Source organism: Oleisolibacter albus, assembly GCF_003336875.1.
GTDB lineage: Bacteria > Pseudomonadota > Alphaproteobacteria > Azospirillales > Azospirillaceae > Niveispirillum > Niveispirillum album.
In genome coordinates, this window is record NZ_QGNJ01000003.1 from 228105 (window position 1) to 240368 (window position 12264).

At 67.1% G+C, this 12264-nt stretch carries 14 protein-coding genes; 5 read left to right on the forward strand and 9 right to left on the reverse strand.

The window, feature by feature from the left end; all coding sequences use genetic code 11:
* Window positions 1-81: 81 nt before the first annotated feature.
* Both DK368_RS05905 and DK368_RS05910 read right to left on the reverse strand, forming a co-directional pair.
* Window positions 82-3216: an efflux RND transporter permease subunit gene (locus tag DK368_RS05905; protein WP_114392939.1), complete on the reverse strand. Its 3135-nt coding sequence runs from the start codon at window positions 3214-3216 to the stop codon at window positions 82-84.
* A 21-nt stretch (window positions 3217-3237) separates the two neighbouring features.
* On the reverse strand, window positions 3238-4389 hold the full coding sequence (locus DK368_RS05910) for an efflux RND transporter periplasmic adaptor subunit (RefSeq protein ID WP_240002352.1): 1152 nt from the start codon (window positions 4387-4389) through the stop codon (window positions 3238-3240).
* A 220-nt stretch (window positions 4390-4609) separates the two neighbouring features.
* On the opposite strand from DK368_RS05910, the gene DK368_RS05915 reads away from it, so the two are divergent.
* Together DK368_RS05915 and DK368_RS21270 are read left to right on the forward strand one after the other, a co-directional pair.
* A complete protein-coding gene (locus DK368_RS05915) occupies window positions 4610-5245 on the forward strand; it encodes a TetR/AcrR family transcriptional regulator (protein WP_240002353.1) in 636 nt (211 codons plus the stop codon).
* Between the two features lie 65 nt (window positions 5246-5310).
* Entirely contained in the window at window positions 5311-5457 is a 147-nt protein-coding gene (locus tag DK368_RS21270; protein WP_155524487.1) for a hypothetical protein, read from the forward strand.
* 2 nt (window positions 5458-5459) lie between these two features.
* Here DK368_RS21270 and DK368_RS05920 read toward each other — a convergent pair whose 3' ends face one another.
* The 4 genes from DK368_RS05920 to DK368_RS05935 all read right to left on the reverse strand — a co-directional run bounded on the left by DK368_RS05920 (window position 5460) and on the right by DK368_RS05935 (window position 7685).
* Window positions 5460-5744 carry a hypothetical protein gene (locus DK368_RS05920; protein WP_114392943.1) on the reverse strand — a complete coding sequence of 95 codons (285 nt, stop codon included), beginning with the start codon at window positions 5742-5744 and terminating at the stop codon, window positions 5460-5462.
* 129 nt (window positions 5745-5873) lie between these two features.
* Window positions 5874-6152: a hypothetical protein gene (locus DK368_RS05925; protein WP_114392946.1), complete on the reverse strand. Its 279-nt coding sequence runs from the start codon at window positions 6150-6152 to the stop codon at window positions 5874-5876.
* A 39-nt stretch (window positions 6153-6191) separates the two neighbouring features.
* Window positions 6192-6689 carry a nucleotide triphosphate diphosphatase NUDT15 gene (locus tag DK368_RS05930; protein ID WP_193552255.1) on the reverse strand — a complete coding sequence of 166 codons (498 nt, stop codon included), beginning with the start codon at window positions 6687-6689 and terminating at the stop codon, window positions 6192-6194.
* A gap of 102 nt (window positions 6690-6791) precedes the next feature.
* Window positions 6792-7685, reverse strand: a complete 894-nt coding sequence (locus DK368_RS05935; RefSeq protein WP_114392950.1) for a LysR family transcriptional regulator — start codon at window positions 7683-7685, stop codon at window positions 6792-6794.
* A 116-nt stretch (window positions 7686-7801) separates the two neighbouring features.
* Here DK368_RS05935 and DK368_RS05940 point away from each other — a divergent pair, with 116 nt between their 5' ends.
* Together DK368_RS05940 and DK368_RS05945 are read left to right on the forward strand one after the other, a co-directional pair.
* Complete coding sequence (locus DK368_RS05940; RefSeq protein ID WP_114392953.1) at window positions 7802-8794, forward strand: aldo/keto reductase; 993 nt, start codon at window positions 7802-7804, stop codon at window positions 8792-8794.
* Window positions 8795-8897: 103 nt separating this feature from the next.
* Window positions 8898-9962, forward strand: a complete 1065-nt coding sequence (locus DK368_RS05945) for an NAD(P)-dependent alcohol dehydrogenase (protein WP_114392956.1) — start codon at window positions 8898-8900, stop codon at window positions 9960-9962.
* Window positions 9963-10010: 48 nt separating this feature from the next.
* On the opposite strand, the gene DK368_RS05950 is transcribed toward DK368_RS05945, so the two are convergent.
* Together DK368_RS05950 and DK368_RS05955 are read right to left on the reverse strand one after the other, a co-directional pair.
* Complete coding sequence (locus DK368_RS05950; RefSeq protein WP_114392958.1) at window positions 10011-10328, reverse strand: CcdB family protein; 318 nt, start codon at window positions 10326-10328, stop codon at window positions 10011-10013.
* On the reverse strand, window positions 10328-10579 hold the full coding sequence (locus tag DK368_RS05955) for a type II toxin-antitoxin system CcdA family antitoxin (protein WP_114392960.1): 252 nt from the start codon (window positions 10577-10579) through the stop codon (window positions 10328-10330). Before DK368_RS05955 ends, DK368_RS05950 begins: the two co-directional genes overlap by 1 nt.
* Before the next feature lie 278 nt (window positions 10580-10857).
* Here DK368_RS05955 and DK368_RS05960 point away from each other — a divergent pair, with 278 nt between their 5' ends.
* Window positions 10858-11664 (forward strand): hypothetical protein, encoded by an 807-nt coding sequence (locus DK368_RS05960; RefSeq protein WP_155524488.1) that lies wholly within the window; start codon window positions 10858-10860, stop codon window positions 11662-11664.
* A gap of 7 nt (window positions 11665-11671) precedes the next feature.
* On the opposite strand, the gene DK368_RS05965 is transcribed toward DK368_RS05960, so the two are convergent.
* The gene (locus DK368_RS05965; protein ID WP_205028072.1) at window positions 11672-12238 is read right to left on the reverse strand and encodes a gluconokinase; all 567 of its coding nucleotides are present in this window, start codon (window positions 12236-12238) and stop codon (window positions 11672-11674) included.
* Window positions 12239-12264 lie beyond the last annotated feature (26 nt).

The window sequence follows — 12264 nt, forward strand, 5'->3', positions numbered from 1 at the left end:
CGCCAAAGAAAAGGGCCGGGTGGCTGACCGCGGGATACCCCGCGGACGCCACCCGGCCCGGACGTCCCCGTGGCCGGCGGATTATTCGCCCGGCACGGGGACCGGCTCCGGCGCCTTCCGGAAGCGCTGGGTGGCCCGCATGACCGCGACGTAGAAGACCGGCACGAACAGGATGGCCAGGACCGTGGCCGAGATCATCCCGCCCATGACGCCGACACCGATGGCGTTCTGGCTTTCGGCGCCGGCCCCGTTGGCGATGGCCAGCGGCAGCACGCCCAGGATGAAGGCCAGCGACGTCATCAGGATCGGGCGCAGGCGCTGGCGGGCCGCCATCACCGTCGCCTCGACCAGATCCATCCCTTCCTCATGCAGCAGCTTGGCGAACTCCACGATCAGAATGGCGTTCTTTGCCGCCAGGCCGATGGTGGTCAGCAGGCCGACCTGGAAATAGACGTCGCTGGGCAACCCGCGCAGCGTGGCCGCCGCCACGGCGCCGATAACGCCCAGCGGCACCACCAGCATCACCGCAAACGGGATCGACCAGCTCTCGTACAGGGCTGCCAGGCAGAGGAACACCACCAGCATGGCCAGGGCATAGAGCGGGGCGGCCTGGGCACCGGAGGCGCGTTCCTCGTAGGACAGGCCGGTCCATTCATACCCCACGCCCGGCGGCAGCTTGGCGACCAGCTCCTCCATCACCTGCATGGCCGTGCCGGAGCTGACGCCCGGTGCCGGTCCGCCCTGGATATTCAGCGATGGCACGCCGTTGTAGCGTTCCAGCTTGGGCGAGCCATAGGACCAGTGCGAGGTGCTGAAGGCGGAGAAGGGCACCATGCCCCCTTCGGCATTGCGTACATACCAGCGGTCGAGATCGCTGGGCAGCATGCGGAACGGTGCATCGGCCTGGACGTAGACGCGCTTCACGCGACCATTCTCGATATAGTCGTTGATGTAGGACGAGCCCCAGGCCGCCGACAGGGTGCGGTTGATGTCGGACAGGGCCACACCCAGGGCGCGCGCCTTCTCGCGGTCGATGTCGATGCGGTATTCCGGCGTGTCCTCCAGCCCGTTGGGGCGGACACCGGCCAGACGCGGGTCCTGGGCTGCCATGCCCAGGAGCTGGTTGCGCGCGGCCACCAGCTTCTCATGGCCCAGGCCACCACGGTCCACCAGCTGCAGGTCGAAGCCGGTGGCATTGCCCAGGCCCGGAACCGACGGCGGCAGGATGGTGAAGATCATGGCGTCACGTACACTGGCCAGGGTGCGCATGGCCCGGCCGGCGATGGCTGTGGCGCTGTGCGCGCTTCCCTTGCGCTCGGACCAGTCCTTCAGGCGGATGAAGGCCATGCCGGCATTCTGGCCGCGACCGGAGAAGCTGAAACCGTTGATGGCGAACAGGCCTTCAACCGAGTCCTTTTCCTGGTCAAGCAAGTAGTCCTCGACCGTATAGGTGGTCTCCAGCGTGCGCTCGTTGGTGGCGCCCGGCGGCGTACTCCACAGCACGAACAGCTGGCCGCGGTCCTCGGTCGGAAGGAAGGCCGTGGGCATCCTGGCGAACAGGAAGCCCAGACCGGCCAGGATCAGCACATAGGCGAGGCCATAGCGGCCCATGCGGGCCAGGGCGCCGCGCACACCGCGCTGGTACGCCGTGTTGCCACGATCGAAGTTGCGGTTGAACCAGCCGAAGAAGCCCCGCCGCGGCTCGTGTCCGTGGGCGCCCGGCTTCAGCAGGGTGGCGCACAGCGCCGGGGTCAGCACCAGCGCCACCAGCACCGACAGCGCCATGGCCGAGACGATGGTGATGGAGAACTGGCGGTAGATCACACCGGCGGAGCCGCCGAAGAAGGCCATGGGCACGAACACCGCGGCCAGCACCAGGGCGATGCCCACCAGCGCACCGGTGATCTGGTCCATGGATTTGCGCGTGGCTTCCTTGGGAGGCAGCTTCTCCTCATCCATCACGCGTTCGACGTTCTCCACCACGACGATGGCGTCATCGACCAGCAGGCCGATGGCCAGCACCATGGCGAACATGGTCAGCACGTTGATGGTGAAACCGAAGGCCGAGAGCACACCGAAGGTGCCCAGCAGCACCACCGGCACGGCGATGGTGGGGATCAGCGTTGCCCGGAAGTTCTGCAGGAAGACATACATCACCACGAAGACCAGGACGATGGCCTCCAGCAGCGTCTTCACCACCTCTTCGATCGACAGCCTTACGAAGGGCGTGCTGTCATAGGGGTAGATGACCTCCAGCCCTTGCGGGAAGAAAGGCTTCAGCTCCTCGATGCGGGCCTTGACCGCGTCGGCGGTATTCAGAGCGTTGGCGCCGGTCGCCAGTTTGATGCCCAGACCGCCGGCAGGCTTGCGGTTGTAGCGGGCTTCGACGGCATAGCTTTCCTGGCCGACCTCGATACGGGCCACATCGCGCAGGCGCAGCTGCGACCCGTCGGTGTTGACGCGCAGCAGGATGTTGCCGAACTCCTCGGCCGTCTGCATGCGGGTCTGGGCCACGATGGTGGCGTTCAGCTCCTGCTTCGGCGCGGCCGGCAGGCCGCCCAGCTGGCCGGCGGAAACCTGGGAGTTTTCCGTCTCGATGGCGCCGGTGATGTCGGTGATGGTCAGGCCGAAGCTGGTCAGCTTGTCCGGGTCCAGCCAGATGCGCATGGCATGCTGCGGGCCGAAGACGTTGACCTCGCCGACGCCGTTGACGCGGCTGATCGGGTCCTGGACGTTGGAGGCCACATAGTCGGCGATGTCGCCGCGGTTCATGCTGCCATCGGCGGAGACGAAGCCGATGATCATCAGGAAGTCGTTGGTGGACTTCGTGACGGTCAGGCCCAGCGCCTGCACTTCCTGCGGCAGCTGCGGGGTGGCCAGCTGCAGCTTGTTCTGCACCTGCACCTGGGCGATGTCGGGATCGGCCTCCGGCTCGAAGGTCAGCGTGATGCTGACATTGCCGGCGGAGTCACTGGACGACGACATGTAGCGCAGATAGTCGATGCCGGTCATCTTCTGCTCGATGACCTGTGTGACCGTCTGTTCCAGCGTGCTCGCCGAGGCGCCGGGATAGGAGGCGGTGATGGTCACCGCCGGCGGGGCGATCTTCGGGTACTGCTCGATCGGCAGCGCCCGGATCGACAGAAGACCCGCCAGCATGATGACGATGGCGATGACCCATGCGAACACGGGTCTGTCGATAAAGAACCTGGCCATGGGATCTATCCTTCCGGGGCCTTAGCGGGCCGCAGCCGGCGGGGTCGTCTGGTTGGCGGCCTGCTGTCCCTCGACGGGGGTCGGCTTGACCGGAACGCCAGGGCGGATCTTCTGCAGCCCGTCCACCACCACCTTCTCACCGGGCTTCAGCCCGTCGGTGATCAGCCAGTCGGTACCGGCGGCCAGCGCCGTCTTCACCGGGCGGGCCTGGACCGTGCCGTCCTGCCCCACCACCCAGACCTGGGCGCCGCCGTCGGGCCGGCGGGTCACGGCGCGCTGCGACACCAGGATGGCGTTCTCGCGCGCACCCTGCTGCACCTTGGCACGGACGAACAGGCCCGGCAGCAGCTCATGGTTGGGGTTGGGGAACACGGCGCGCAGCTGCACCGAGCTGGTGGTCGGGTCGACCGTGACTTCGGCGAACTGCAGTTCGCCGGTCTGGCCGTAGGGCTGGCCCTGCACGTCCAGCGTCACCGTGGCACGCCCCTCCACCGTCTGGATGCGGCCCTCGGCCACGTCGCGGCGCAGCTGCATCAGCTGCGTGGTGGACTGGTTGATATCGACATAGATCGGGTCGATCTGCTGCACCGTGGCCAGGGCCGTGGCCTGGTTGGCGGTCACCAGCGCGCCCTCGGTGACCGAGGATTTGCCGATGATGCCGCCGATGGGCGAGAAGACCTTGGTGTAGTCCAGGTTGATCTGGGCCGTCTCGATGGCGGCCTTGGCCGCGGCCACCTGGGCGACGCCCTGGCCGGCGGCGGCGATGGCGTCGTCATAGGACTGGCGGCTGACAGTGCTGTTCTTCACCAGATCCTTGTAGCGCTCGGCCTTGGCCTGCAGCGCCTTCAGGTTGGCCTCGGCCTCGGCCAGCTGGGCCCTGGCGCTGGCCAGGGCCGCCTCGTAGGGGGCGGGATCGATCTGATAGAGCTGCTGGCCGGCCTTGACCAGTCCGCCTTCCTGGAACAGGCGCTTCTGGATGATGCCGTTGACCTGCGGCCGGACCTCGGCGACGCGGTAGGCCGAGGTGCGTCCCGGCAGCTCGGTCGTCACATCGAGGCGGCGGGGCTGGATTTCCACCACCCCCACTTCCATCGGACCCTGCGGGCCACCCGCCTGCTTCTGACTGTTCTCACCACAGCCCGCGACGGACAGCGCGACCGTCGTCAGAGCCATGAGGCCCATCATCCTGTTCAGCTTCGACATCATCTCTTCCCTGGCCTTCCCTGGACACACCGTCGGGCCTTCGCCATCCACGCTATCGCAACGATATTTAGCAGGCGGCAGCGACGCTTTGCGACTGTACTGACGGATACACTGTACTGTACGGTACGCAAATGCCGGGGGCTCGGCAAGGAGGGAAAGAATGTCGGGGGAGAGCAGCAGGAATGCGCCGATGCTGGGACCGCGCGGTCAGGCCCGGCGCCGGGCCCTGCTGGATGCGGCGGCAAAGCTGTTCGTGGAAAAGGGGTTCGAGAAGACGACGCTCAGCGACATCGTCCATCTGGCCGGCGGGTCGCGCGCGACGCTTTATGAGCAGTTCGGCGACAAGGAAGGGCTGTTCCGGGCCGTCATGGAGGAGAACAACCGCCGCATCAGCGAACAGATGGCGGCGGCCCACGCCAACAGCTGGCGCGGCCCCGAGGCGGCGCTGACCAGTTTCGGCCTTCGCTTCGTCTGGGCTCTGATGGACGAGCAGATCTTCGCCGTGCTGCGCATCCTTATCACCGAGGCCGAGCGCCTTCCGGCCGTGGCCGAAGCCTTCTGGGAAATCGGGCCGGACACCGGCGTGCAGCGGGTGGCCGACTATCTGCGTCATGCCGCGGCCAGCGGGCAGCTGCGGGTCGAGGATCCGCTGATGGCGGCCCATGCCTTCATTGCCATGATCACCACCAACATGATCATGCGGCGGCTGATGCTGCCGCAGGCACCCGTGGACATGGCGGCCGTGGAGACCATGGTGCGCGCGTCTGTCCGTCTGTTCCTGGACGGGGTACGAATGCCGTCCTGTCCGCAAGAAGCCACACCCTGAGCCGGACCGTCCGCACTACGGTCCCGCTGTGAAACGGCTTTGCGGCGGGGGAAACGATGTTCCGGTTGGGCACGAAGGTCCGGTTCAAAGGACGGGAAGGGACGGTGGTCGGGCGCGTGCTGTCGGGCGAACCCAGCTACGACATCCGCCTCCAGGACGGGACCATCGTCAAATATGTGGCGGAAGCCGATCTGGAGCCAGTGCCAGCCTGAGATCAGCCCTCGTCGATCCGGTCCGGGTGACCAGCCGCAGACGGGACGGTGGCTGCGGGGATCTGCCCGTCTGGCCGTTCGGCGGGCTGTTCCGGTGGGGCGGTGACAGTGGGAAACTCTGGGGTCGCAGCGTCGCCCGGCGGAGACACCGCCGTGGCCAGGGTCTTGTCGTCCCCGGCTTTCAGGCGGGCCGGCAGCACGGGGGCCAGAACGGCGAAGATGATGGCGGCAAACAGCAGCAGCACATCACCTGGATCGCGCCGTGTCGGGGAATCATGCAGCGCCATGGGGTTTTCCGCTTCCATTCGGCTTTATAAGTCTCCGCCACATCTACCCCGGATTGCGATGCCGTTCCCCTGCACAGAGGAAGTGATCCCTCTGTCCAAGGGCGGGGTGCCGGATGAGCGGGACAGCCGTCAGTCGTAGTCCCAGTCGGGGCCGTGCAGCAGGTTCAGCCCCTGGTCGCGCAGGCTGTCATGCAGATGGCGGATCATCTCGCCTTTCTCCTGCAACAGCTGCTCCTGGGGCACGGAGCGCTGCCCCTGCACCAGGTCCGCCAATTGCCGGGCCGTTCGGCCCAGTGGCGGCAGCGCACGGCCGATCCGCCGCACCTCATCCCGGTAATCGGGGCGGGTCACGTTGGGGTACAGGCGGTCGATGCGATCCAGGGCATCGGCAAGCTGGGCCTTGTTCATCCAAGTCGATCCGGCAGGAGGGTCGGGCCGCGGACCATATCATCCGCCGGCCGGCCGCATGCAAGCCCCGGCATCGGTCCACGGGAATGGCAGGGTGATGCCCAGGGACAGCACCCGCTGCAGCGGCGTGAACAAGGGCGACGGCAGGGACTGCAGGCCGAACCAGCCCAGCGCGTCGGCCTTGTCCGGTTCCATGATGCGGGCCTGCGCTCCGGCGGGGCAGGGGGCGGAGCAGAACACATCGACGAAATGACGCCCCTCCACCGGCCAATAATCGGTGATGGTCGGACCGATGCGCACCTCGGTCGGGTCGATGCTGATGCCGGTCTCCTCCCGCAGTTCGCGGGCGGCGCAGGCGGGCAGGCTTTCGCCGAAATCCACCTTGCCGCCGGTGAGCCCCCATTGCCCCGCCCCATGCGCCCCCCGGCGGCGCAGCAGCAGCACCCGCCCCTGGCGATCATGGAGGAAGAGGCCGACGGCGCCCCGGGCAATCCCCGTCGGGGCGGGGCGGGGTGTGGCAGTGTGGGGCAGGGGCATGACAGGGAGATCCAGGTGTCGGCGCGGCGGCGAACAGGACGTCGCGCGCGGGCCTGTGCCTATAGGGCGTTGCGCCGGCATCGGCAATGGCCGGGCCAGCGGTCAGTCGCGGTGACGCAGCGCCTCCAGCAGCAGGGAGAAGGCCGGAGCCGGATGGCGGCGGCTGGGATAATAGAGATGATAGCCGGGGAAGGGCGGGCACCAATCCGCCAGCACCCGGAGCAGACGGCCGGCTGCGATCTCGGCCCGTACCTGATCCTCGGGCAGGAAGGCCAGTCCGAACCCGTCCAGGGCGGCACGCTGGCAGAAGGCGAGACTGTCGAAGGTCAACTGCCCCTCGACCCGCACCCGCACTTCCCGCCCGTCCTTTTCGAATTCCCAGGCATAAAGGCCGCCCGACGTGGGCAGGCGCAGATTGATGCAGTCGTGGCCGGTAAGGTCCTGGGGTGTCTGTGGCGGGGAGCGGCGGGCGAAATAGGCCGGCGCCCCCACCAGGGCGAAGCACACATCCGGGCCGATGCGCACAGCCACCATGTCCTTGTCCACCTGTTCCCCCAGGCGCACCCCGGCATCGAAGCGCCGGGCCACGATGTCGGTCAGGCCCTGGTCGATGGACAGTTCCACCCGGATGTCCGGATAAAGCGGCAGGAACCGCTGCAGCTTGGGCCAGAGCACGAAGGCTGCCGCATGTTCGCCCGTGGTGATGCGGATGGTGCCCGCCGGCTTGTCACGCAGCGCGCTGAGCGCCTCCAACTCGCCTGCGATGGCGTCGAGCCTGGGTTCAATGCCGCGGAACAGCCGATCCCCGGCTTCGGTCAGGGCCACGCTGCGGGTGGTGCGCGTCAGCAGGCGCAGGCCCAGCCGCTCCTCCAGCCCGCGCATGGTGTGGCTGAGGGCCGACGGGGAAACACCCAGCCGGGCGGCGGCGCGGGTGAAGCTGCGGTCCCGCGCCACGGCCAGGAACGCCAGAAGGTCACCCAGGGTTTCGCGTGCCATTTGCTGAATTCCATTCACAAGTCCATGCCGATTTTACCAGCTAGTCGCCGGGACATGGAATGAGCCAGTCTGCCGGCCGGTGGGGACCCTGCACGCAGACCCAACGGAGGATCGGCATGGGCAAACGTATTCTGGGACGCAGCGGGCTGGAGGTTTCGACCCTGGGCCTGGGCTGCATGGGGTTGAGCTTCGCCTATGGGCCGGCATTGGATCGGCCGCTGGCCGTGACCCTGCTCCGGGCGGCCGTCGACCGGGGTGTCACTTTCTTCGACACGGCGGAGGTCTATGGGCCCTACACGAACGAGGAGCTGGTGGGCGAGGCGCTGGCGCCGGTCCGCGACCGGGTGGTGATCGCCACGAAGTTCGGCTTCGACATCGACCCCGCGACCGGGGCGCAGCGCGGGCTGAACAGCCGGCCGGAGCATATCCGGGCCGTGGCCGAGGCGTCGCTGAAGCGGCTGAGGACCGAGGTCATCGACCTGTTCTATCAGCACCGGGTCGATCCGGCCGTGCCGATCGAGGACGTGGCCGGTACAGTGCGGGACCTGATCCGCGAGGGCAAGGTCCGGCATTTCGGCCTGTCCGAGGCCGGGGTGCGCACCATCCGCCGTGCCCATGCGGTACAGCCGGTCACGGCCCTGCAGAGCGAATATTCCCTGTGGTGGCGTGAACCGGAGGCCGAGATCCTGCCGACGCTGGAGGAACTGGGCATCGGTTTCGTGCCCTTCAGCCCGCTGGGCCGCGGTTTCCTGACCGGCGCCATCACGGCGGAGACCCGGTTCGATGCCAAGGATTTCCGCACCAACGCCCCCCGCTTCAGCGCCGAGAACCGCGAGGCCAACCAGGGGCTGGTCGCCCGGCTTGGAGAGATCGCCGCGGCGAAGCGGGCGACGCCGGCCCAGATCGCCCTGGCCTGGCTGCTGGCGCAGAAGCCCTGGATCGTGCCGATCCCCGGCACCACCAAGCTGCACCGGCTGGAGGAGAATCTGGGGGCGGCGGCAGTGTCGCTGACCCCCGACGAGTTGCACACCATCGATGCGGCCCTGGCCGACATTCCCGTGCAGGGCGACCGCTACACGCCGCAGGCGCAGGCGATGGTGGATCGCTGATCCGGGGTCGGGTAATCCGACCTTCCCCCGCGCGGTCGCTTGGATTTCCCGTCCGGGCGGCCGATCTATCCCGCGTTGTTCCTGTTTTCACGGAGTTCCCGGCATGAAGACCATCGGTTATGCGGCCCAGGCCGCGGAAAGCCCGCTGGCCCCGTTCACCTTCGAGCGGCGCGCCCTGCGGCCGGACGATGTGGCCATCGACGTGCTCTATTGCGGCGTCTGCCATTCGGATCTGCACATGTCCCGCAATGACTGGGGTTTCAGCCGCTATCCGCTGGTACCCGGACACGAGATCGTCGGCCGCGTCGCCGCCGTCGGCGCGGATGTCACCGGATTCAAGGTCGGTGATGCCGTGGCCGTGGGCTGCATGGTGGACAGCTGCCAGGATTGCGACATGTGCCATGCCGGCGAGGAGCAGTTCTGCCGCAACCTCATGACGCAGACCTACAATGACCGCGACCGGATCACCGGCGCGCCGACCATGGGCGGCTATTCCAAGCATCTGGTGGTGCGGGAGGCGTTCGTGCTGGCGGTGCCGGAGGGGCTGGAGCTGTCGCGGGTGGCGCCGCTGCTGTGCGCCGGCATCACCACCTATTCGCCGCTGCGCACCTGGGGTGTCGGCCCGGGCAGCCGTGTCGGCGTCATCGGCCTGGGCGGGCTGGGCCATATGGCGGTGAAGCTGGCCGTGGCTCTGGGGGCCGAGGTGACGGTGCTGAGCCGGACCAAGGACAAGGAGGCCGATGCGCTGGACCTGGGCGCCGACCGGCTGCTGGTGTCCAGCGATCAGGACGCCATGAAGGCCGCGACGGCCAGCTTCGACGTCATCATCGACACCGTTCCGGTGAAACATGACGTCACCCCCTATATGCCGCTGCTGGATGTGGACGGCACGCTGGTCATCGTCGGTCAGGTCGGCCCGCTGAACGAGCCGCTGACCGTGCCCTTCATCATGGGCCGCCGCCGCGTGGCCGGGTCGCTGATCGGCGGCATCGCCGAGACGCAGGAGATGCTGAATTTCTGCGCCCGCATGAACATCCTGCCGGAATGCGAGATGATCGGCATGGCCGAGATCAACGATGCCTTCACCCGCATGGAGCGGGCCGATGTGCGCTATCGCTTCGTCATCGACATGGCCTCGCTGCCGGCCCCGGCGGGAGCGGCGTTCTGACTGGTGGACCGGGAGGCGGCGACGCCTCCCGGTTCCGGCGCCGGGGGCTCAGCGATAGGCGCGCGACAGCAGCAGGTCGAGCGCGGCACTGATGGCATCGCCCTGATCCTCGATGTTCTCGACCGGTGGTGTCAGACGTGCAGCCGGGATGGCGAAGATCTGCAAGGGGTCCATGACGACGCTGGCGCCCTGCACATGCAGGCGGACATGGAAGCCCGGATCGGGCTGGCGGAACAGGTCCGCCCGGAAGAGCGGCACCACCACGCGGGAGGCCGAGCGGTTGAACAGAGACGACTGCACGACGAGCAGGTAGGGTGCTGCATCCTGCGCGCGGCCGACATTGCGATGAACATCATACTGTGGCATCAGGCGAAGCGCCCGTCGTTGAAATCCTCGCCGACCAGCCCGTGGTTTTCCATCAGGGCATTGGACTCATCGATGCTGGCGGCAAGGGCCGCGCGGCGCATCGCCTCGGTCTCCAGATCGCGGGCCAGTAAGCGTTCGACCCGTTCCGACAGGCTGCCGCCCATGGCGCGGACTTTGGCCACCAGATCCTGGTTCAGGCTGAGGTTGGTCGGCCGCTTGGCGGCAGTCGGGTCATAGAGGCGGTGATCCATGGTCCATCCCCGGACGCAGCAGTGAATGCGCATTTAATGCGCATATCATGCGTATTAAGCCATGGCCGCGAGAGGTCGGCAACCCCGCATCCAGGCCGTTACCGGAGAGGATGCTGGCGGCATGGGGATCGTCGGTTGCGGCCAAGCGTCACGCAGTCAGGCACATACGGACAAAATCTTGTCTTTATTTCATGATCCCTTGACCGTCCTGGTTTAGTCCTGTCCCGGAATGGGGTTCGCCTTTACGGACGGTGACGATCTTATGGATGGAGTCTTGGATGTCGCCTTTTAAGATGGTTCTCCTTGCTGGCGTCCTGGTAACAAGTCAGCAGGCTGCCGCCGCCGATCTGGTTATCGAGCCGCAGAAGACGACGGAGCCTGTCAGCCGGACCTTTCCGGGCCGTAATGTCGACATTGTCGGGCTTTCCAGCGGTATGACACTGCAGGAGGTCACGGCCAAGTTGAAGGCCGACATGCCTGACGCCAGTATCCGCACCAACATGCTGACGGTCGGGCTGAACTACAAAGGGGCGACGGTCAAGTTCCAACAGTACACCGGCGGCCTCCTTGTCAATGGTGGCGACGCCAATGGCCTGATTTCTCTCTTTTTCGGCAGCCCCGCTTCGGGAAACCAGCTGACCAGTCTGCTGCGCAATGTCGACTACCGTGACCCGTTCAAGGCGCCGACGCGGGAGGATGTGGTGGCCGCGCTGACGGCCAAGTACGGTAAGCCGTCGGGGCAGTCGCAGAGTGAGAAGCTCATGACTCTGACTTGGCTGGTGAAGGATGCCGGCGATTATGTCTGTCCGGTTGACCCCGGGCGGAAAGTGCCGATGTGCCCGGTGACGGTTGCGTCCAACCGGGACAGCCCCGATGTGGCGGAACGGGCGATGAAGGCCGGATTCAAGGTTGGGATCAGTGCGTTACTTTACACCAAGGCCGATTCGAACAAGCTCACCTCTCTGGTCGTGACCATCGAGGATTATGAGAACACCGTGGTAGCGACCAATGCCGCCGATACTCAGCTGAAGGAAGCGGTGGACAAGCAGTTCTCCAACTCCTCCTCCGCCAAGCCGAAGCTGTAAGACCCATTTATCCGGCCGCGGGCCGCCAGAGGGAGGCGGCCCCGACCACGATCTCCGCCACGGGCCGGGCGATATCGGCCATGAGCGGGTGTTCGTCGGGAGTGGGCGGTTCCAGCGCGGCGAACTGGCTGTCCAACAGGCCGGGCGGCATGAAGTGTCCTGTGCGGCCGGCGAGACGGGCGCGGATCAGATCGGGGCTGCCGGCCAGATACAGCAGCCGCAGATCCGGGGCGGCGGCGCGCAGCCGGTCCCGGTACCGCCGTTTCAGGGCGGAGCAGGCCACGATCAGACCGGCTCCCGCGCGCCGGGCCTGGTCCAGCCGGTCGGCGATGCTGTCCAGCCAGCCCCGGCGATCGGCGTCGGTCAGCGCGATGCCGGCCGCCATGCGGGCGATGTTCTCCGGCGGATGCAGCGCATCGCCTTCCAGGAAGGGCAGGTCCAGCGCCAGGGCCAGGGCGGCCCCGACGCTGGATTTGCCGCAACCGCTGACGCCCATGACCAGGATGGTCAGGGGACGGGCGGCGGGTCGGGCCGGACCCGGCCTGCCCTTCGTCTGCAATGCATCTTGTGTCATGCCGTGTCCGACCGCCCGTATCTGCG

Bases quoted from the DNA above. Each gene is read 5' to 3' on its own strand.
- DK368_RS05955 (WP_114392960.1), bottom strand. From the start codon at position 10,579: ATGGATCACCGCCTCTATGACCCGACTGCCGCCAAGCGGCCGACCAAC.
- DK368_RS05935 (WP_114392950.1), bottom strand. From the start codon at position 7,685: ATGGCACGCGAAACCCTGGGTGACCTTCTGGCGTTCCTGGCCGTGGCG.
- DK368_RS05925 (WP_114392946.1), bottom strand. From the start codon at position 6,152: ATGAACAAGGCCCAGCTTGCCGATGCCCTGGATCGCATCGACCGCCTG.
- DK368_RS05960 (WP_155524488.1), top strand. From the start codon at position 10,858: ATGTCGCCTTTTAAGATGGTTCTCCTTGCTGGCGTCCTGGTAACAAGT.
- DK368_RS05915 (WP_240002353.1), top strand. From the start codon at position 4,610: ATGCTGGGACCGCGCGGTCAGGCCCGGCGCCGGGCCCTGCTGGATGCG.
- DK368_RS05950 (WP_114392958.1), bottom strand. From the start codon at position 10,328: ATGCCACAGTATGATGTTCATCGCAATGTCGGCCGCGCGCAGGATGCA.
- DK368_RS05940 (WP_114392953.1), top strand. From the start codon at position 7,802: ATGGGCAAACGTATTCTGGGACGCAGCGGGCTGGAGGTTTCGACCCTG.
- DK368_RS05945 (WP_114392956.1), top strand. From the start codon at position 8,898: ATGAAGACCATCGGTTATGCGGCCCAGGCCGCGGAAAGCCCGCTGGCC.
- DK368_RS05920 (WP_114392943.1), bottom strand. From the start codon at position 5,744: ATGGCGCTGCATGATTCCCCGACACGGCGCGATCCAGGTGATGTGCTG.
- DK368_RS05965 (WP_205028072.1), bottom strand. From the start codon at position 12,238: ATGACACAAGATGCATTGCAGACGAAGGGCAGGCCGGGTCCGGCCCGA.
- DK368_RS05905 (WP_114392939.1), bottom strand. From the start codon at position 3,216: ATGGCCAGGTTCTTTATCGACAGACCCGTGTTCGCATGGGTCATCGCC.
- DK368_RS05930 (WP_193552255.1), bottom strand. From the start codon at position 6,689: ATGCCCCTGCCCCACACTGCCACACCCCGCCCCGCCCCGACGGGGATT.
- DK368_RS05910 (WP_240002352.1), bottom strand. From the start codon at position 4,389: ATGGCTCTGACGACGGTCGCGCTGTCCGTCGCGGGCTGTGGTGAGAAC.